General features: G+C 31.0%; 23 protein-coding genes. 13 read left to right on the top strand and 10 right to left on the bottom strand.

The features are described from left to right. The first annotated feature begins 9 nt into the window (after positions 1-9). Positions 10-1,053, top strand: coding sequence for a YncE family protein (locus INR78_RS00425; protein WP_223077016.1), 1,044 nt, complete (start codon positions 10-12; stop codon positions 1,051-1,053). A 61-nt stretch (positions 1,054-1,114) separates the two neighbouring features. Here INR78_RS00425 and INR78_RS00420 read toward each other — a convergent pair whose 3' ends face one another. Beyond that, the gene (locus INR78_RS00420; RefSeq protein WP_223077015.1) at positions 1,115-2,566 is read right to left on the bottom strand and encodes a S41 family peptidase; all 1,452 of its coding nucleotides are present in this window, start codon (positions 2,564-2,566) and stop codon (positions 1,115-1,117) included. Positions 2,567-2,676: 110 nt separating this feature from the next. Between INR78_RS00420 and INR78_RS00415 the strand changes: the two genes are divergently transcribed. From INR78_RS00415 to INR78_RS00400, 4 genes are read left to right on the top strand one after another with little or no spacing between them, the layout of a single operon-like run. Then, the gene (locus INR78_RS00415; protein ID WP_223077014.1) at positions 2,677-3,186 is read left to right on the top strand and encodes an RNA polymerase sigma factor; all 510 of its coding nucleotides are present in this window, start codon (positions 2,677-2,679) and stop codon (positions 3,184-3,186) included. Next, complete coding sequence (locus INR78_RS00410) at positions 3,173-3,628, top strand: hypothetical protein (protein ID WP_223077013.1); 456 nt, start codon at positions 3,173-3,175, stop codon at positions 3,626-3,628. Before INR78_RS00415 ends, INR78_RS00410 begins: the two co-directional genes overlap by 14 nt. A 31-nt stretch (positions 3,629-3,659) precedes the next feature. Then, positions 3,660-4,226 (top strand): DUF4252 domain-containing protein, encoded by a 567-nt coding sequence (locus INR78_RS00405; protein ID WP_027878664.1) that lies wholly within the window; start codon positions 3,660-3,662, stop codon positions 4,224-4,226. A 5-nt stretch (positions 4,227-4,231) separates the two neighbouring features. Beyond that, the gene (locus INR78_RS00400) at positions 4,232-4,774 is read left to right on the top strand and encodes a DUF4252 domain-containing protein (protein ID WP_106676870.1); all 543 of its coding nucleotides are present in this window, start codon (positions 4,232-4,234) and stop codon (positions 4,772-4,774) included. Positions 4,775-5,022: 248 nt separating this feature from the next. Here the strand turns inward: INR78_RS00400 and purB are convergent, their stop codons facing one another. Both purB and INR78_RS00390 read right to left on the bottom strand, forming a co-directional pair. Then, entirely contained in the window at positions 5,023-6,366 is a 1,344-nt protein-coding gene (purB, locus tag INR78_RS00395; protein ID WP_223077012.1) for an adenylosuccinate lyase, read from the bottom strand. 85 nt (positions 6,367-6,451) lie between these two features. Continuing rightward, a complete protein-coding gene (locus INR78_RS00390) occupies positions 6,452-7,015 on the bottom strand; it encodes an adenylosuccinate lyase (protein WP_223077011.1) in 564 nt (187 codons plus the stop codon). Between the two features lie 34 nt (positions 7,016-7,049). Here INR78_RS00390 and INR78_RS00385 point away from each other — a divergent pair, with 34 nt between their 5' ends. The 3 genes from INR78_RS00385 (at position 7,050) to INR78_RS00375 (ending at position 10,465) form a co-directional block, all read left to right on the top strand. After that, the gene (locus tag INR78_RS00385) at positions 7,050-7,526 is read left to right on the top strand and encodes a heme-binding domain-containing protein (RefSeq protein ID WP_223077010.1); all 477 of its coding nucleotides are present in this window, start codon (positions 7,050-7,052) and stop codon (positions 7,524-7,526) included. Positions 7,527-7,529: 3 nt separating this feature from the next. After that, positions 7,530-8,765 carry a glycosyltransferase gene (locus INR78_RS00380; RefSeq protein ID WP_223077009.1) on the top strand — a complete coding sequence of 412 codons (1,236 nt, stop codon included), beginning with the start codon at positions 7,530-7,532 and terminating at the stop codon, positions 8,763-8,765. A gap of 62 nt (positions 8,766-8,827) precedes the next feature. After that, positions 8,828-10,465, top strand: coding sequence for an ABC-F family ATP-binding cassette domain-containing protein (locus INR78_RS00375; RefSeq protein WP_223077008.1), 1,638 nt, complete (start codon positions 8,828-8,830; stop codon positions 10,463-10,465). 141 nt (positions 10,466-10,606) lie between these two features. Here the strand turns inward: INR78_RS00375 and INR78_RS00370 are convergent, their stop codons facing one another. Continuing rightward, complete coding sequence (locus tag INR78_RS00370; protein WP_223077007.1) at positions 10,607-11,281, bottom strand: Sir2 family NAD-dependent protein deacetylase; 675 nt, start codon at positions 11,279-11,281, stop codon at positions 10,607-10,609. Between the two features lie 94 nt (positions 11,282-11,375). Between INR78_RS00370 and INR78_RS00365 the strand changes: the two genes are divergently transcribed. Both INR78_RS00365 and INR78_RS00360 read left to right on the top strand, forming a co-directional pair. Then, positions 11,376-12,197 (top strand): hypothetical protein, encoded by an 822-nt coding sequence (locus INR78_RS00365; protein ID WP_223077006.1) that lies wholly within the window; start codon positions 11,376-11,378, stop codon positions 12,195-12,197. Positions 12,198-12,264: 67 nt separating this feature from the next. Further along, positions 12,265-12,915 carry an RNA methyltransferase gene (locus INR78_RS00360; RefSeq protein ID WP_223077005.1) on the top strand — a complete coding sequence of 217 codons (651 nt, stop codon included), beginning with the start codon at positions 12,265-12,267 and terminating at the stop codon, positions 12,913-12,915. A 9-nt stretch (positions 12,916-12,924) separates the two neighbouring features. Here INR78_RS00360 and INR78_RS00355 read toward each other — a convergent pair whose 3' ends face one another. From INR78_RS00355 to INR78_RS00335, 5 genes are all read right to left on the bottom strand, one after another. After that, positions 12,925-13,176, bottom strand: a complete 252-nt coding sequence (locus INR78_RS00355) for a hypothetical protein (RefSeq protein ID WP_223077004.1) — start codon at positions 13,174-13,176, stop codon at positions 12,925-12,927. Positions 13,177-13,199: 23 nt separating this feature from the next. Beyond that, positions 13,200-14,045 (bottom strand): carboxypeptidase-like regulatory domain-containing protein, encoded by an 846-nt coding sequence (locus INR78_RS00350; protein ID WP_223077003.1) that lies wholly within the window; start codon positions 14,043-14,045, stop codon positions 13,200-13,202. Positions 14,046-14,132: 87 nt separating this feature from the next. Continuing rightward, positions 14,133-15,932: a DEAD/DEAH box helicase gene (locus INR78_RS00345; RefSeq protein ID WP_223077002.1), complete on the bottom strand. Its 1,800-nt coding sequence runs from the start codon at positions 15,930-15,932 to the stop codon at positions 14,133-14,135. A 184-nt stretch (positions 15,933-16,116) separates the two neighbouring features. Then, positions 16,117-17,190 carry a glycosyl hydrolase 53 family protein gene (locus tag INR78_RS00340; RefSeq protein ID WP_255593088.1) on the bottom strand — a complete coding sequence of 358 codons (1,074 nt, stop codon included), beginning with the start codon at positions 17,188-17,190 and terminating at the stop codon, positions 16,117-16,119. Position 17,191: 1 nt separating this feature from the next. Continuing rightward, positions 17,192-17,767: a non-canonical purine NTP diphosphatase gene (locus INR78_RS00335; protein WP_106676851.1), complete on the bottom strand. Its 576-nt coding sequence runs from the start codon at positions 17,765-17,767 to the stop codon at positions 17,192-17,194. Between the two features lie 132 nt (positions 17,768-17,899). Here INR78_RS00335 and hpf point away from each other — a divergent pair, with 132 nt between their 5' ends. Beyond that, the gene (hpf, locus tag INR78_RS00330; protein ID WP_223077000.1) at positions 17,900-18,199 is read left to right on the top strand and encodes a ribosome hibernation-promoting factor, HPF/YfiA family; all 300 of its coding nucleotides are present in this window, start codon (positions 17,900-17,902) and stop codon (positions 18,197-18,199) included. 103 nt (positions 18,200-18,302) lie between these two features. Beyond that, positions 18,303-18,485, top strand: coding sequence for a hypothetical protein (locus INR78_RS00325; protein ID WP_223076999.1), 183 nt, complete (start codon positions 18,303-18,305; stop codon positions 18,483-18,485). On the opposite strand, the gene rlmH is transcribed toward INR78_RS00325, so the two are convergent. Next, positions 18,486-18,959: a 23S rRNA (pseudouridine(1915)-N(3))-methyltransferase RlmH gene (rlmH, locus tag INR78_RS00320; RefSeq protein WP_223076998.1), complete on the bottom strand. Its 474-nt coding sequence runs from the start codon at positions 18,957-18,959 to the stop codon at positions 18,486-18,488. It abuts the gene before it with no gap. Between the two features lie 113 nt (positions 18,960-19,072). On the opposite strand from rlmH, the gene nadC reads away from it, so the two are divergent. After that, positions 19,073-19,933 carry a carboxylating nicotinate-nucleotide diphosphorylase gene (nadC, locus tag INR78_RS00315; RefSeq protein WP_223076997.1) on the top strand — a complete coding sequence of 287 codons (861 nt, stop codon included), beginning with the start codon at positions 19,073-19,075 and terminating at the stop codon, positions 19,931-19,933. Positions 19,934-19,935 lie beyond the last annotated feature (2 nt).

Here is a 19,935-nt window from a genome sequence, read left to right as displayed (position 1 = left end):
TAACAACTTATGAAAAAACTATTGTATTCAGTATTAGGATTATCCCTTTTATTTTCTTGTTCTAACGATGATGATGGAACAATACCTCAAGAACCATTAGGCGATTACGAAAACGGATTTATTATTAGTGCAGAAGGAGGACCATCTTCTGTGTCTTATATCTCTAAGGATTTTTCTACTTCAGAAAATGACATTTATTTTAACGTAAATGGAGAAACACTAGGCGTATATTTACAGTCTATTGGTTTTAATGGTGATAAAGCCTATATCATCCAAGATTCTGGTACAATTACAGTAGTAAACCGTTATACTTTTGAGTTAATTACAACAATAACAACAGGATTAACAACACCAAGATATATAGGATTTAATGGCTCTAATGCTTACGTATCAGATTGGGCAGATCCATTTACTACTACAGACGATTATATTGCTGTGGTAGATTTAAACTCTTATACAGTAACATCTACTATACCAGTAAGTGAAGGACCAGAACAAGTATTAGCTAATAATGATAAAGTATTTGTATCTCATAAAGGTGGATATGGTGCAAATAATGAGGTTTCTGTAATAACAACATCAAACTCAACAGTAGCAACTATTTCTGTAAATGATATTCCAGACGAAATGGTTTTAGACTCTCAAGGAAACTTATTAGTTTTAAGTGAAGGTGGACAATCTTGGCAAGCTACTGGAGAAACTTTAGCATCAATTACAAGAATAAATACTAATAATAATTCAGTAATATCTACAATCGAATTTGCTACAGGTAATCACCCAAGTTTAATGTCGTATTCTAACGGAATGGCTTATTATATATTAAACAATGAAGTTTATGGATTAGCAGATGCGGCTACAAACTTACCAAGTTCTTCTTTATTTAGTGTGGAAGCAGGATATGCTTATGGTATGTTTGTAAAAGATGGTAATTTATTTTTAGCAGATGCAAGTTTTTCTGCACAAAGTACATTAAAAGTCTATGATATTTCTAACGGAACCTTATCTGAAAGTTTTAGCGTTGGTGTTGGAGCTTCTAAAATATATTTTAACTAAAAGATAAGTTTAAATTATAATAAAAAAGCCTCAAAATAATCTATTTTGAGGCTTTTATTGTTTAAAGCATTGGTACATCATCTGGTTCTAAATACATGTTTGTACCAGTTGGTGTGTGTTTATTTGAGTAATCAAATATTTTAATTTTGTGTTCAGTAAAGGTTTCTCCTGTTCTTCCATTACCTGTTAGGTGTTGTATGGCTCTAGCTAAAAGCGGTTCGTCTTGTTGTCCTAAAACGCCTAAATTAGATAAACTTTCATCTAAAGATATATCTGGTGTTAAACCATTAGTATAGTCTGAAAAACCCTCTGCATTTTCACTTCTTCCAACTAAAGGTTGCATTGCCCAAGTGTGATTTGGATTTATACTTCCGTTACAGTCTGTATTTGGTGGTAAAAAAGCACAGTCAGGATTGTCGTAAAGTGTTATTGAAAATTCATTTTTTCCTCGGGTATAATCACCAATGTGTACAATGTCTATATACGGAGAAAGTCCGTTAATAACTAATTCACTAGCAGAAGCAGAGCTATATTGGGCTAAAACATAAACTTTACTTAAATTTAAGGTGTTTATAGGGTTGCCATTAATAGTTTCTACAAAATTTTTAGGAGCTAATATGTAGTTAAGATTAAGATTTGCACTAACTTTTAAGTTAGTGTTAGGGTTTGAAAAGAGACTAGTAGAAGGTTTTCCGGCAATCAAACTAGATAACAGCACAGCACTATTTACACTACCACCAGGATTATACCTTAAGTCAAGAACTAACTGTTCAACACCTTCAGCAACAAAATTTGCAAAGACTTGGTTAAGTTGTTGGTCGTAGTCACTTAAAAAGCGATTGTACATTAAGTATCCTACTTTTATACCATCTACTTCAAAGGTGTTTGTAATATATATTGGGTTTTCTTGATAGATTTGTTTTGTAAGCGTAATTTCTTCACCTGTCAAAATCAAGTTGTCATTATTATCTAGTTCTGCCAAGCCAATAGTATAAACGTCGCTAGATATAAGACTTAAGTAATTATCTTCAGTTAATTGTGTTCCGTTTACAGTTAAAAAAATATCGCCACGTATAATATTATTTTCAGAAGCACTAGAGTTTGGTAAAACGTATTGTACATAACCAAAAACATTTGGACCATTATCTATTAGCCCTAATCCAAAAGCCATACCGTTATTTTTGGATACGCCACTTAAAGAGCCACTTAAAGCAAAATAATCGTCAACAATCCAGCTAAAACGATCTTCATTGCTTAAAAGTGAATAAAATAATTGGTTAGGCGAATCAAAGCTATTTAAAAAATTAATGTAGTCTGTATCGTTAGAAAATCTGTTGTCAGCCAAATCTGGAGCGCTATCGGTACCTTGCCAAAAGTACCATAAATTAAGACCTTTCCATACAAAATCTTTAATCTCGGTATCAGAAATAGGATCATCATCAATATCACTAAAACAACTTGTTAGGGCAAGAAAAAATAGCCCGATAACGGAAAATTTGTAATTCAATTTCATAGTTTTCTTTTCAATTTTTCTACTTAAAAGTACTTAATTTACAATCAAATAAAAAAACTTTGTAACAAAATTAATAGTTACTCGTCGTAATAGAAACCACCAAAACCAAAATGACACAAACTGAGTTTTTAAATACAGTGATGCCTTTTAAGGATAAAGTATTTCGTTTAGCAAAGCGATTACTTGTATCTAAAGAAGAAGCAGAAGATGCAACTCAAGAAGTGTTATTAAAGTTATGGAGAAACAAAGGTAAAATAAGCGATTATAAAAACGTAGAAGCGTTTTCTATGACCATGACAAAAAACTTTTGCTTGGATAAATTAAAATCTAAACAAGCACAAAATTTAAAGATTGTTCATAGTAACTATCAAGATCATAAAGTAGCCTTGCAAAAGCAAGTAGAGCTTAACGACAGTATGAGCTGGATAGCAAAAATAATTCAAGATTTACCAGAGCAACAAAAAATGGTCATACAACTTAGAGATATTGAACAATATGACTTTGACGAAATAGCAAAAATGCTAGATATGAAACCTACAGCAATACGTGTAGCCTTATCTAGAGCAAGAAAAACAATAAGAGAACAACTAACAAAAACACACAGTTATGGTGTTAAATAAGATAGAAAAATTAATTGAAAAGTACGAAAACGGAGAAACTACGCTTAAAGAAGAAGCACAGTTAAAAGACTATTTTTCGCAAGAAACTGTAGCGCCTCATTTACAGCATTACAAAGCCATGTTTAATTACTTTTCTTTTAACCAGCAAGAAACCTTTACTAAACAACTTCCATTAAAAACTAAATCGAAATTTAATTATAAGTGGTTAAGTGTTGCAGCAGTAATTGCGTTGATGGTTGGGTTTTATTTTAATCAAAATGAAACTATTACAGAACAAGACAAACAAGATTATGAAAAAGCAAAATCATATTTACAGTTAGTATCTCAAACCCTTAATAAAGGGACTAAACAAATAGAGTATTTAACCGCAATAAACCAAGCAGGTAAACAGGTTAACTATTTAAAAGAAATGAACAACCCAATAGAAAGAATTTACAAATAAAAACAAGATGAAAACAACTAAAACAAATACAATGAAAAAATCAATATTAATAGCAGTAATAGCATTATTAATGCTTCCATTATCAGGAATGGCTCAAAATGTTTTTGAAAAATATAGTGATAACGAAAACGTAACTTATGTTTCAATAAAGCCAAAAATGTTTCAGATGTTAGCAAAAATGGATATAAATACAGACGATCCAGAAGCGCAAGAATACATTAATATGGTAAATAGTATTACCAGTTTTAAAACTATGGCAACAGACGATAAAGATATTTCTTCAGATATCGTAAAATGGGTAAAATCAAGAAGCGCATCTTTAGAAGAGCTTATGATGATTAAAGACGATGGTGTAAATATGACGTTTTATATTAAAGAAGGTAAAGATGAAGATCATGTAAGCGAATTATTAATGTTTGTTAATGGTTTAGAAGCTGTTACAAAAAACAGTAATATTGAAATTAACGGGAAAAAGCGAAGTATAGAAACCGTAGTAATTAGTATAACTGGAGATATAGATTTAAATCAAATATCTAAACTTGCTAACAAAATGAATTTACCTGGTGGCGATGAATTAGAGAAAAAAAATAAAAAATAAACATCATGAAAAGCCAACTAAGATCAATAATAACCATACTTACTTTAGCACTGTTTTTTGTAAGTTGTAAAGATGAAAACTCTATACAAACCTATTTTGTAGATCATAAAGAGCAACCAGAGTTTTTATCGTTAGATTTATCTGCAAAGATGATAGATCTGTCTAAAGCAGATTTGTCACCAGAACAGAAAGAAGCCTATAACTCAGTTAAAAAATTAGATGTGTTAGCTTACCGTGTTAATGATGGAGATATCGTAGCTTATGAACAAGAACTTCAAAAAGCAAAAAAAGTACTAAATAATGATAAGTACGAAGAGTTGATGGAGTTTAAAGATAATGGTATAAGTTTTAAAATAAGTACGATTGGTAATGAAAACACAGTAGACGAGTTTTTAGTACTTGCAAACTCAAAAGAAATGGGTTTTACATTTGTCAGAGTAATAGGCGATGAGATGAAACCAGAACAATTAGTAAAATTAATTACCGAACTTCAACACGCAGATGTTGATAATAACCAACTAAATCAATTATTTAATTATTTTAAATAATTAAGGTTTAAATGTTAATTAAAAAGGCTTATCTAAACAGATAAGCCTTTTTTTATTTTTTTATTCTTTATCAAACGTCATCGTCTGGTTCTTTTTTAATTAAAATTAAATTAACAATAACAAGACAAAAAGAAATAAGTAAAGCACCAATAACAATAGGATTATATAACACATCTAATAAACCTCCTAAAAAAAATATTAGAAGGGTTATGGTTGCAAATAATATAGAAGTCTTGTCTTTAAACATTTTAAATTCCTGTATAATTACTAGGAGTTATAGCTTTTAATTCATTCTTTATCGAATCATTTACATCTAATGTATCAATAAAATTTGAAATAGAATTTTGGTTTATAGTTTCATTAGTTCTTGTTAAACCTTTTAAAGTTTCGTAAGGGTTAGGATAACCTTCACGTCTTAAAATGGTTTGAATGGCTTCTGCAACTACAGCCCAATTGTTTTCTAAGTCATCAGCAAACTTTACTTCGTTTAAAAGTAATTTACCTAAACCTTTTAAAGTTGAAGCAAAGCCAATTAAAGTATGTCCAAATGGTACACCAACATTACGTAAAACGGTACTATCTGTAAGGTCTCGTTGTAATCTAGATATCGGTAATTTTGCAGAAAGATGCTCGAAAATAGCATTTGCAATACCTAAGTTTCCTTCAGAGTTTTCAAAATCTATAGGATTTACTTTATGTGGCATTGCGCTACTACCAACTTCTCCTTTTTTAATTTTTTGCTTAAAATAGTCCATAGACACATACGTCCAAATATCTCTGTCAAGGTCAATTATAATAGTATTGATTCGTTTTAAGCAGTCAAATAAAGCAGCCATGTGGTCATAATGCTCTATTTGTGTTGTTGGGAAAGAATGTTGTAAGCCTAATTTTTCTTGAACAAAACTAGTCCCAAAAGCTTTCCAATCTATATTTGGATATGCAACTTTGTGTGCATTGTAATTACCTGTTGCACCACCAAATTTTGCAGCGCTTGGTATATCGTTAAGTAAGTTAAATTGCTCTTCAAGTCTCACAACAAAAACCATAATCTCTTTTCCTAATCGTGTAGGAGATGCTGGTTGACCGTGTGTTCTGGCAAGCATTGGTACATCTTTCCACTCTTCAGCAAGACGTTTTAATTCTTTTAAAACATTAAGGTATTCTGGTACGTAAGCATCATTCATTGCTTCTTTAATACTTAATGGTATTGCTGTATTATTAATATCTTGAGAGGTTAAACCAAAGTGAATAAATTCTTTATGATCACCTAATCCAAGAGTATCAAACTTTTCTTTAATAAAGTATTCAACTGCTTTTACATCGTGGTTGGTTACTTTTTCTATGTCTTTGATGGCTTGCGCGTCTTCAGAAGAAAATTCTTTGTAAATTTTTCTAAGGTCTTCAAATACAGATGTATTAACATCTTTTAGCTGAGGTAATGGCACTTCACAAAGCGCAATAAAATATTCAATTTCAACTAAAACACGATATTTGATTAATGCTTCTTCAGAGAAAAAATCTTGTAACTTTTCTACTTTATTTCTGTATCTACCATCAATAGGAGAGATGGCATTTAATTGGCTTAAAGACATATTTTGCTTGTTTTTTTGAAAGGCATAAAGATAGTTTTTTAAGAGGAAGACAAAAATTAATCAGTCTATAATTTTTCCAAAAAAGTTAAGCTTTGATTTTTTTTAAAATATGTCTTGCTCTAGCTTTAAACGCGGCACTTTCTTTATAAAAATCACGCTCTAATATAATAGCTAATTCTGGATGGATCCAATTAAATTCTTTTCCAAAAAGGTATAAAGTAGTCATAGAATACGCTTTTGGGGCTACTTTATAATCTCCAATCATATATTCAAAAGCAACTTCAACAATACGTTCTTTATGCGTTTGTGTTAAAGCGTCTTTAATTTTATTTTCTGTTTTAGAAAAGTAGGCGTTAGCTAAGTATTCGCAAATTTTAGCAACTGGTCTAACCGCTTGTTCTTTTTTAACCCGATGCATGTTTGTGGTAAATAGATCTAAATACGGAATGATAACATTTAAATTATCCTTGCATACAAACTCTAAAACCCATGCTGCTCTTGGAGAAACTTTATCATCAACTTGCATTAAAATCTCGATAAGTTTTGGTATTAAACTACTGTTGTTAATAACCATTTGTGCATAATACATTCTTTTTTCTCTAGAATGGTTAACGTAATTTAATTCTTTATAAAGTGTTTCTGTAGTCAAGATTTACTATTTTTAGCGTTTAAATTTAATTAAAATGAAAATAGTAAAGAAAATTCTAATAGCATTGCTTGTGGTTTTAGTTATTGCTCAATTTTTTTCACCAGATAAAAATACAGGAGACACTAAAGATCTTACTGCTTTTTTAGAAGAGACAAAGCCAAATGAAGAGGTTAAAGCTATTTTAAAAAATACTTGTTTTGATTGTCATAGTAGTAATACAGTTTATCCATGGTATAGTAAAATTACACCAGTAAATTATTGGATGGCAGAACATGTAGAAGACGGAAAAAAACACCTAAACTTTTCTAAATGGTCAGAATATTCTGTAAAAAGAAAAGATCATAAATTTGAAGAATTAATAGAAGAAGTAGAAGAAAAAGAAATGCCTTTACCTAGCTATACTTGGTCTCATACAGAAGCAGATTTAAGTACAGAACAAATTGAAGCTGTTGTTGCTTGGGCAAAAAAAGTACGCATGGGTTATGCATTGCAATCTATTCCTCAAAAATAATTAATGAGTAAAAAGTTATTAATCATAGGGTTTGTTTGGCCAGAACCTAAAAGTTCGGCTGCAGGAAGTAGGATGTTACAGCTTATTGAAATGTTTCAGCAAGCTGATTACAATATTACTTTTGCTACAACTTGCAGTAAAACAGATAACGCTTATGATCTCGAATCTATTAATATAAAAGTTGAAAGTATTAAGCTAAACGATTCTAGTTTTGATACTTTTATAAAAAAACTAAACCCAAATATTGTTCTTTTTGATCGTTTTATGACCGAAGAACAATTTGGTTGGCGTGTTGCAGAACAGTGTCCTGATGCTTTAAGAATTTTAGATACAGAAGATTTACATTTCTTAAGAAAAGGAAGACAACAAGCTTTAAAAGATCAAGCACTTTTTAATATTTCTTATTTGCAAAATCATTTTGCAAAACGCGAAATTGCAAGCATTTTAAGATCAGATTTAAGTTTGATCATCTCTCAAGTAGAACAAGACATCTTAATAACACAGTTTAATATAAGCTCAAACTTACTGTATTATTTACCTTTTATGCTGGATCCAGTGTCTATTGAGGATCAAAAACAAGTTCCTAACTTTAAGCAACGTCAACATTTTGTAACCATTGGTAATTTTTTACATCAGCCTAACGAAGATGCGGTAAATTACCTTAAAACCGATATTTGGCCATTAATAAGGAAAGAATTGCCAAAAGCCGAAATGCATGTATATGGTGCATATGCCTCTCAAAAACATTTACAACTAAATGATCCTAAAAATGGATTTTTAATTAAAGGATTTGCCGAAGACGTTTCAGAAGTTGTAAAACAAGCCAAAGTACTTTTAGCACCATTACGTTTTGGTGCTGGTTTAAAAGGAAAAATTATTGATGCCATGAAAACAGGGACACCTTGTGTAACAACAACTATTGGAGCAGAAGGTATGTATGGTACATTAAAAGACACTAATGCTTTTATAGAAGATGATGCCAAAAATTTTGCTAAACAAGCGGTAGAGCTTTATACCAACAAAATTTATTGGCGTGGTAAACAAAAAAATGGGTTTAGAATACTTAATACATTTTTTGACAAAAATATCTACTTAAAAGATACTATTGAAACTATAAAGCATATTGAAGCCGAATTACCGCTTCGTCGTCAAAAAAACTTCATAGGACAAATACTACAACATCATACACTACAAAGTAATAAGTATATGAGTAAGTGGATAGAAGAGAAGAATAAATAAAATAGGACATTACATTACTCTTTTTATTACTTTCGCAACCCTAAACTTATAGGATTATTTTTATGATTTCAGTAGATAATTTAGCAGTAGAATTTAGCGGAACAACGCTATTTAAAGACGTGTCTTTTGTTATAAACCCAACCGATAAAATTGCCCTTATGGGAAAAAACGGTGCAGGAAAATCTACAATGATGAAGATTGTTGCAGGTGTACAAAATGCAACTAGAGGACACGTGCGTACACCAAAAGATGCTGTAATTGCCTACTTACCACAGCATTTATTGACAGAAGATAATTGTACCGTTTTTGAAGAAGCAGCAAAAGCATTTAAACATGTTTTTGAAATGCGTGATGAAATGGACAAGCTTAACAAAGCATTAGAAACACGTACAGATTACGAAAGTGACGAGTATATGTCTATCATAGAAAAAGTTTCCGATTTAGGTGAAAAATATTATGCATTAGAAGATGTTAATTATGATGCCGAAGTAGAAAAAGCACTTAAAGGTTTAGGTTTTAAACAAGAAGATTTTACCCGTCAAACCAACGAGTTTTCTGGAGGTTGGCGTATGCGAATCGAGTTAGCAAAAATATTATTACAAAAACCAGATTTAATCCTATTAGATGAGCCTACAAACCATATAGATATAGAGTCTGTAATTTGGTTAGAAGACTTTTTAGTTAACAAAGCCAATGCGGTTATGGTAATCTCTCACGATAGAGCATTTATTGATAACATCACCAATCGTACTATAGAAGTAACTATGGGACGTATTTACGACTACAAAGCCAATTACAGTCATTATTTACAATTACGCGCAGATAGACGTAGCCATCAATTAAAAGCGTACCAAGAACAACAAAAATTTATTGCCGATAATATGGCGTTTATAGAACGTTTTAAAGGCACCTATTCTAAAACTAATCAAGTTGCTTCGCGCGAGCGTATGCTTGAAAAGTTAGAAATTATTGAAATTGACGAAATAGATAACTCTTCATTAAAATTACGTTTTCCGCCGGCACCAAGATCTGGAGATTATCCTGTTACTGTTAAAGACGTATCAAAAGCATACGATAATAAAGTCGTTTTTAAAGATGCAAATATGTCTATAGCAAGAGGCGAAAAAGTGTGTTTTGTTGGAAGAAATGGTGAAGGAAAATCTACAATGATAAAAGCCATTTTAAATGAAATTGAAGTTGATGGTACTTGCCAATTAGGACACAATGTTAAAGTTGGTTATTTTGCTCAAAACCAAGCTTCTTTATTAGATGAAGAATTAACTATTTTTCAAACTGTAGATGAAGTTGCGCAAGGCGATGTTAGAACACAAATAAAAAATATTTTAGGTCGTTTTATGTTTGCTGGTGATGATATTGATAAAAAAGTTGGTGTATTATCTGGAGGAGAAAAAACCAGATTAGCAATGGTTAAATTGCTTTTAGAACCAGTTAACTTGTTGATTTTAGATGAGCCTACAAACCATCTAGATTTAAAATCTAAAGACGTTTTAAAAGAAGCACTTTTAGAGTTTGATGGTACATTGATTTTAGTGTCTCATGATCGTGATTTCTTGCAAGGGTTATCTCAAAAAGTATTCGAATTTAAAGATCAACGCGTTATAGAACATTTTGAAACTATAGATGCGTTCTTAGAGCGTAATCGTATAGAGCGAATAGCAGATATTAATCTTAATAAATAATCACTAAATTCATCATTTGTTTTTCTGATAAAATTCGTCAGTTCGAGTGAATTTTTCGATTAAAAAAGATAAATTTATATCGAGAATTAGAATTTTAGTAGTAAAATTTTTTACTTCGACGACGATCGGTAACCAATCAAATTAACGTATTTCATTTATAAAATCTTTAATACCTTCTGTAGCAGTTTTACCTATTACGGTTAAATTTTCTTTTGATGCTATTGAAGGTTTTGGATCTATATAAAACTTAGATATATTTTGCGCAGTATAATGCATCAAACTAGCAGCAGGATAAACTTGTAAAGAGGTACCAATAATTAATAAAATATCGGCAGTTTGACAGATGCTAATAGCTTTTTCAAACAACGGAACATCTTCTCCAAACCAAACAATATGAGGCCTTAATTGAATTCCGTTTTTATCAGTAGTTCCAAGAACAATATCATCTTCCCAATGCACAACAGAAGTTTCATCAACAATATTTCTTGCTTTAAATAGTTCGCCATGTAAGTGAGTTACATTACTGCTACCTGCACGTTCATGCAAATCGTCTACGTTTTGAGTAATTATAGATACTTTAAAGTTATTTTCAAGTTTTGCTAAAGTCTTGTGCGCAGCATTTGGTTGTACAGTCTTTAATTGTCTTCTACGTTGGTTGTAAAATTCTAAAACTAAATTGGGATTACTATCAAAGCCTTGTGGAGAAGCTACTTTCATTACGTCATGTCCTTCCCACAAACCATTTTCGTCTCTAAAAGTTTTTAATCCGCTTTCTGCACTCATGCCAGCGCCAGTTAAAACTACAAGGTGTTTCATTTTTTTGTGTTATTTTAGCCAAGTAAATGCAGTTTAAGATAATGTCGCTTAAAATCTTAAACAATTAATTAAAACTAATCAATAATTTCAATCCATGGAAATCTTAAAAAAAATTTCAATACTATTTTCAATTTTTATTGTTTTCTCAAGTTGTACAAAAGATGATGTTGAAGAGAATGTAGAAATAGCTTCAAAAACATATCAATTACAATCTGCAAATGGTTATAGTGTTTCTGGGACTGCACGTTTTATAAATAACTCTAACGGAACTATAAGTATAGAATTAAATCTAACAGGAACACCATCTAACGCAATGTTACCAGCGTATATCCACTCTAATACAGCTGCTGAAACTGGTCCAATTAGCATTAGTTTAGTTCCCGCAAGCGGCGCATCAGGAGAAAGCTTTACAACTTTTAATACTAAAGATGACGGTACACAAATTTCATATCAACAATTACTAAATATGGATGGTTATTTGACTGTACGTGTAGATAGTAATAACTCTCAAATAGTTGCATATGTAGACATAGGTCAAAATGAGTTAACCCAAAATACTACAAGTTACACATTGCAAGAAGTAGATTTGGATGGCGTATCAGGAAACATAACTTTTACAGAGCGTATTAATGGTGAAGCTTTAGCTGTTTTTAACCTTTCTAATTTGCCATCTGGAGGATCTCATCCTGCTTATATATATTCTGGAGATTTAGCAAATGCACCAGGTAGTCTTATTTATGCTTTTAATAATGTAGATGGGACAACAGGAAAAAGCTTTTCTAACATAGCAGAAGATGAAAACGGAAACCCATTACTTTATCAAGATCTACTTACTATTGACGCCTATGTAGATGTTGTTTTAAGTGAAACAACTACTAACTATCATTTAGCACAAGGAAATATAGGATCTAATTAGGCTTAAATTTTAAATATTAAAGCAAACCTGATAGCAAATAACTGTCAGGTTTTTTTATTTTTAACCCATGATAGATATTAAACTTTTAGAACATTTAGAAGGTTATTTAACAGAGAATCGTTTAGAGCGTTTTCATAAAGTACTAGACCAACGTACAAAGCATTTTACTGTAGCAACAGAAGATGTGTATCAATTGCATAACACTAGTGCAGTAATACGTAGTTGTGATGTTTTTGGTATACAAGAAGTAAATATAGTAGAAGAGCAAAATACAAAGCGTATAGATAGAGAAATTGCAATGGGCGCACAAAAATGGGTTGATTTAAACCGCTATCATACTGTAAAAGATAGTATTAAAGATTTAAAAGCCAAAGGATATCAAATTGTAGCAACAACGCCACACACTAACGATTGTGATTTATCAGACTTTGATGTGACAAAAAAGTCTTGTTTTTTCTTTGGAAGAGAAACCGAAGGATTATCTGATGAGGTGTTACAACAAGCAGATGCTTATTTAAAAATACCAATGGTTGGTTTTACAGAAAGTTTAAATATATCTGTAAGCGCAGCAATAATATTGCAACAGATAACAAGTAAACTAAAAAAAACAGATATAAATTGGCAATTAACTGAAACAGAGAAGTTAGAAAAGCGTTTAGACTGGTGTAAAAAGACAATTAAAAGTTATGACGAAATTGTAGAACGATTTTATTCTTAGAGTATACTTTTATATATATTTAAAAAGTATAAAGCATGAAAATAAAGTAAGTGCAAAATTCCAAGGGTTTAATGCATACTTCTCAATATTTTCTTTTTTCCATAGCTTTTTTAATTTAATTATTTTGTTAAAGGTAATTAAGCTAAAGATGTTGAGAAAGATAAATTTTATAATTCCTCCAACCGATGCTATTAAAACAAAAAAAATCATAAACCCAAAACTTTCAAAAACTTCAAATAAATCAAAATTGTCTTTTTTCATATTTATTGAAATTTAATAAAAGACTAAAGACGCTTTTTGCGTGTTCTACTTAATACTTTATATTCTTCGTAACATTCGCTAATAGCATCTAATATTTGAAGGTCGTTTGCGGTATTAATAAACTCTGCAGAATAGTTACATTGACTTACAATTTCATCTAAATCTACTTTTGTAACGCCAAGTAAAGCTGTAAGCATATCACGGTCAAAACGCTTAACTAAAGTATTACGGATGTTATCGTCCTCTTTCATCTTTTTAAGCTTATGTAACTCTCTTCCTTTTTTACTAAAGGTATTATATAAAAAGTCAAGAGGATTAAAAATAGATCCTAACACTTTATTTATGGCATTAGGTTGTTTTTTTCCTGCTTCGTAACCTGTACTTAACCCACTAATACTATATCTGTAGTTGTTGTTTACATTTACTTGTTTGATATCCACTTCTAAATAACCTGTTAATTTAAGTTCGCTTACAACAACTTCTTCTAAAGCTAACGCCAGCTCGGTTAATGTAATGGTAGATTTTTCAATTTTATTAACCCAGTCGTTAGTTACTTTTACTTTTACAGATTTAAAACCAAGGTAAGATAAGTGTAGTGTATCGTTAGCTACTGCGCGTAATTCAAATTCTCCTTTATTATTAGTTGCTGTACCAATAACTTGATTGAGGTTAACGATGTTTACGTTTTCTAATGGTTTTTTTGTAGTAGCATCAATAATTATCCCTTTAACGGTAGAATGTTTTTTTATTTGAGTAGAATCTACTGTTCTTGTTTGGGTAGTATTTTTATTATCTTTTTGTTTGTTGTCTTGAGCAAGACCAATCTGAATGCTAAATACTAAAATTAAAAGGGTAAAAAATGACTTCATGTAATTATTTAATGCTCTAAAAATAATAAAGAAAACGCTAATTGATAGCGTCTTCTTATATATTTGACTAAATATTAACAAAAAGGTTTAACGTCTAGAGCGTCTTGGTCTACCGTGTGTAGATTTAAATTCAGATTTATCTCTGTTGCTACGTTTACTTTTTTTGTTAGAGCTGTTAGAGTCTTCACTTCTTCTGCTACGTCTTTCTCCTTTTGGTTTGTCGCTTCTTCGTCTACGGTCGTTTCCGCCATCACGACGTCTTCCTCCGCCACGTTTTCTGTCACGTCCACCACGATCTTCTGTGATTTCTACGTTTATAAAACGTCCGTTTTCTTTAAAATCTGTAAAGAAAGCTAATACTTTTTCTTGGTGTTCTTTTTCTGTGTTAAAGAAAGAGAAACTGTCTTTTACATCTACTTTAAAAACATCATCGCGACCAAGTTGTAAAGTGTCTCTTAAATAGTCTTTAAGTTTCATCCAATCATAACCGTCTTTTCTACCAACGTTTATAAAGAATCTTGTGCTATCTCCGCTAGAAGATCTACCACTGTCTTGAGAAGAAGCTTCTATATTTAAGTTTTTAGAGTTTTTATAATAATTGAAGAAACGCGAAAACTCTACAGAAAAGAATTTTTTAATTAATTCTTCTTTAGATGTATCTTCAAAAATTTCGTTAATGCTTGGTAAGTAAGCATCAATTTCGTGATTCATTTCTGTGTTATGAACCTTATTTGCTAAAGACATTAATTGTACTTCGCAAATTTCCATACCATCAGGTAATTCTTTTTTATCAAATTCGCGTTTTATAATACGTTCAATGCTCTTAATTTTTCTTACCTCACTTTTAGAAACTATGACCATAGAAACTCCAGTTTTACCAGCACGTCCAGTACGACCAGAACGGTGCGTATAGGTTTCAATTTCGTCAGGTAATTGGTAATTGATTACGTGTGTTACATCATCTACATCAATACCACGAGCAGCAACATCTGTTGCAACAAGCATTTGTATTTGATTGTTTCTAAATGCTTTCATAACCAAATCACGTTGATTTTGACTTAAATCGCCGTGTAAAGCGCCAGCATTGTAACCATCTTCAATAAGTTTTTCTGCAACTTTTTGTGTGTCTCTTTTGGTACGACAAAATATTACAGAAAATATATCTGGATTAGCATCTGCTAATCGTTTTAAAGCTAGATAACGGTCACGAGAGTTAACTAAATAGTACTCGTGTGATACGTTAGATGTACTTTCATTTTTATTACCAACAGTAACCTCTAAAGGATTACTCATAAAGTCTTTAGCAATTCTTGCTACTTCTTTAGGCATTGTTGCACTAAATAACCATGTGCTTTTGTCTACTGGTGTATCTTTTAAGATGTCATTAATGTCATCATAAAATCCCATGTTTAACATTTCATCAGCTTCATCTAAAACAGCATATTGAATTTTAGTGATGTCGACCAAGTTACGGCTAATCATATCTTTCATACGACCAGGTGTAGCTACAATAATTTGTGCGCCACGTTTAACTTGTCTTGCTTGTTCTGTAATACTAGATCCACCGTATATTGCAGTTACGTTAAGACCATTAAGGTACTTACCGTAAAGTTTCATTTCGTTGGTGATTTGTAAACAAAGCTCGCGTGTTGGAGATAGTATTAACCCTTGTGTTGTACGACTGTTAACGTCAATTTTTTGTAACATAGGGAAACCAAAAGCTGCTGTTTTACCAGTACCTGTTTGTGCAAGTGCTACAAGATCGCGCTCGCTTTCTAAAAGTGTTGGGATTGCTTTTTGTTGAACTTCACTAGGTGTTTCAAAACCTAAGTCAGTAATGGCTTGAAGCAAATTAGCGTCAAGACCAAGTTGTTGGAATGTGCTCATTCTAAAATATAAGTATTCAATTGCATTATGTTGGTGTTACATATAGAAGCGAATTGAACAAACTTAAACCTAAAACTTCTAGTAACACATCCTCTCTCTGAGGAATTTATTAAGAAACCGCTTTTTGGGTTTCAGCGTGCAAAGATAGTCTTTTATTTGAGATTTAAATGTTTTGATGTTAAGATTATTTAAACTCAGATAAAACAGGAAGTCCTTTGTTATTAAAATCGAATAAAGCTTGATTTTCCCAAGGTGAAGCTGTTGTGGATTGATTGCCTTTCCAGGCTACTAATTCTGCGCCCCAATAACAAAAACCTAATCCCTTATCTGTTGATTTAATTATGGTTTTTATTTCGCTTATAAATTCTTTTTGACCTTGAGGAGAAGCAGGAAATTCAGGTAAAATTAATTGATCAGTCGTGCCAACAATATTGTTAGTTTGGTCATTCCAATCTAAAGTGAAAGGATAGGCTGTTTCTGCAATAACAATTTGTTTGTTATAAGTAGAACTTAAGCTTTGAAGCGTGTTTTGTAAATTTTCTAAAGAGTGACCATGCCAAATAGGATAGTAGGATAATCCAATAATATCGTAGTCTATGGTGTTGGTTTGATTAAAAAACCAATCGGAATTTTCTAATCCTGCAAAATGAAGAATAATTTTACAATTATTAGAATGTTCTCTTACTGCTAAAGAGCCAGACGATAAAAGCGCTTTGAAATTTGAATTATTTAAAGAAATATCACCCTGAGGATGAAGAAATCCTGAATTAATCTCGTTGCCAATTTGTATATAATCAGGTTGTATTTGTGTAACTACTTTTTTTGTGTAATTATAAACACTGTCTTTTAAAGTTTCAAAATTTAAACCTTGCCATACAGCTGGAGTTTCTTGTTGTCCAGGATCTGCCCAAGTATCTGAATAATGAAGTGTTAACCAAGTTTTAAAACCATATGTTTTTAAAGTTTCAGAAAATTGTTTTACTTCATTAAAGCCAGAATGTTGGCTAGTAGGGTTTACCCAAAGTCTTAGTCTTACTGTATTGACTCCATTTTCTTTTAAGATGTCTAAAATATCTTTTGGTGAATTTTGTTGATCATAAAAAATAGGATTGGTGCTTTCAATTTCTGGTAATCTTGATAAATCTACAGCAGAAATATAGTTTTCTATTTCAGAATTAAAATTGATATTAGTTTGTTCGTCTTTACTACAAGAGCAAATAAATAGAATAATGGAGATATAAATCAATTCGTTTTTCATCTTATAAAGCATTTAAAAAATCAACTAACATTCTTACAGCCTTACCACGATGCCCAATTTTGTTTTTTAATTCTAAATCCATTTCTGCAAAAGTATCTTGATAACCTTTTGGTTTAAAAATAGGATCGTAGCCAAAACCTTTTTCTCCATGTCTTTCAGTTGTAATTTCACCTTTACAAACACCTGTAAACGTTTGTAGGTTATTGTTTAAATGTAGTGCAATAACTGTTTTAAACTGCGCATTTCTGTTTTGTTTATCTTTTAGATTGGTAAGTAACAAATCCATATTGTCATTTGCATCACGTTGTGGTCCTGCGTAACGTGCGCTAAACACTCCAGGTTCGTTATTTAAGGCTTCAACTTCTAGTCCGGTATCGTCAGCAAAGCAATCGTATCCATAATTATTTTTGATGTATTCTGCTTTTTGAATGGCATTACCTTCAATAGTGTCTTGGGTTTCTGGGATATCTTCAAAACACTGTATGTCTTTTAAACTTAATAAAGTAATATGTTTTGGTATTAAACTTTGTACTTCTTTTAGCTTGTTTAAATTGTTGGTAGCGAAGACTAATTTCATCTTAAAAAAGGTTTACTACAAATGTAATTTAAATATGTGTATTTAAAGATTTCTGATATATGATTTATGTCATTTTTATCACGAATTGTCTTTGGTATATTTGATTATAGTTTAATAAAAAATCTTAAAATAATGACAATTAATATTCAATACGTTCATATGTCTACCAGTGAAGCTATGAACACTTACGTAACTGAAAAACTAAATAATTTAACTGAAAAATTTGATTGGATTATTAAAGCTGAAGTTCATTTTGAAAAAGAGCAACATGATCCAATAAAAGGTAAAATTTGTAAAATAGAATTAAGCGTACCTGGTCCACGAATCTTTGCTACTTCTAATGAGGATAATTACGAAAAAGCTGTAAAACACACCATTAAAGATTTAGAAAAACAGCTTAAAAAACGTAAGCACACATTTGCTAATCACTAATTTCTAAATATATATTTTAAAGGCTGATAATAAGTAAAATCTTTTATCAGCCTTTTTTTTATTCGTTTTTGTAACTTTTTTAAAATTGGTGCGTCAAACTAGTATGAAAAAATTAATTATAATCAATGCTATTATTTGGGCAACAGTAATTTTAGTATCTGCAATTTTGTTTAAGGATAATGATAATTGGGACATCTTTTTTATTTTAATCATATCGTTATCAACCATTACAAATGGTTTATTAAATAGACAGTTTTGTAAACAAAAGGAATGTAAGATTAAGTAGTTATCTATGGTGGTAAGGCTCATTTTTTAAAATGGTAAAACCTCTATACAGCTGTTCTATCATAAATAGACGTACCATTTGATGAGAAAAAGTCATTTTAGACAAAGAAACTTTTCCTCTTGCTTTACCATATACTTCAGGACTAAAACCATATGGTCCGCCAATAACAAAAACTAGCTGTTTTATACCAGAATTCATGTGTTTTTGTAGGTAATTAGCAAATTGTACGCTATCGTATTGTTTACCGTTTTCATCTAACAAAATTAAAATATCTGTAGGTGTTATTTTTGATAAAATAAGATTGCCTTCTTTTTGCTTTTGTTGGTCTTCACTTAGGTTTTTTACCTTTTTTAAATCAGGAATTATTTCTAATTCAAACTTTATGTAAAATCCTAAACGCTTTATATAATCGTCAATAAGCTGTTGCAATTGCTTATTATCTGTTTTTCCTATAGCAAGTAGTTTTATAGTCATACGCAAATTTACACTTTATGATTTATGATGTTTTAATTTCAACTAAAAAAATCATAAACCTATAATCGTAAAACGTCATTCAATTTACTATTTTTACACAAAACAATACAAACATGATCAGTCAAGCGCAATTTGATAAAGAAATAGAATTAATAATAACTAACGCCATTAGAGAAGATGTAGGAGATGGTGACCATAGTAGTTTGGCATGTATACCTGCTTCAGCAGAAGGAAAAGCTAAACTTTTAGTAAAAGATGAAGGAATAATTGCAGGCGTAGAGTTTGCTAAAAAAGTATTCCATTATGTTGATCCAAACATGAAAATAGAAACCTTGATTGAAGACGGAAGTCATGTTAAATACGGAGATATTGTGTTTTACGTTTCTGGTGCTTCGCAATCTATTTTAAAAGCAGAACGTTTAGTATTAAACGCAATGCAACGTATGAGTGCAATCGCTACAAAAACAAGAGAATTTGTAGATCTTTTAGAAGGTACAGGAACTAAAGTTTTAGACACACGTAAAACTACGCCAGGTATTAGAGCTTTAGAAAAATGGGCTGTAAAAATTGGAGGAGGAGAGAACCATCGTTTTGCGTTATACGATATGATTATGCTTAAAGATAATCATATAGATTTTGCTGGAGGTATCACAAAAGCAATAGATCAAACCAAGCAGTATTTAAAAGAGACTAATCGTGATTTAAAAATTATTGTTGAAGCTAGAGATTTAAATGAAATTAAAGAAATTTTAAAATCTGATGGTGTATATCGTATTTTAATTGATAACTTTAATTACGAAGACACTAGAGAAGCTGTAAAGCTTATAGGTGATAAATGCTTAACCGAAAGCTCTGGAGGAATTAACGAAAATACGATTAGAGAATATGCACTTTGCGGTGTAGATTACATCTCTTCTGGAGCATTAACGCATTCAGTTTACAATAAAGATTTAAGTTTAAAAGCAGTTGAGTAGTA

Source organism: Mesoflavibacter sp. SCSIO 43206, assembly GCF_019904215.1.
GTDB classification, from domain to species: domain Bacteria; phylum Bacteroidota; class Bacteroidia; order Flavobacteriales; family Flavobacteriaceae; genus Mesoflavibacter; species Mesoflavibacter zeaxanthinifaciens.
Note: the sequence above shows the minus strand (reverse complement) of the source record. Positions and strands in the feature narration are given on the sequence as shown.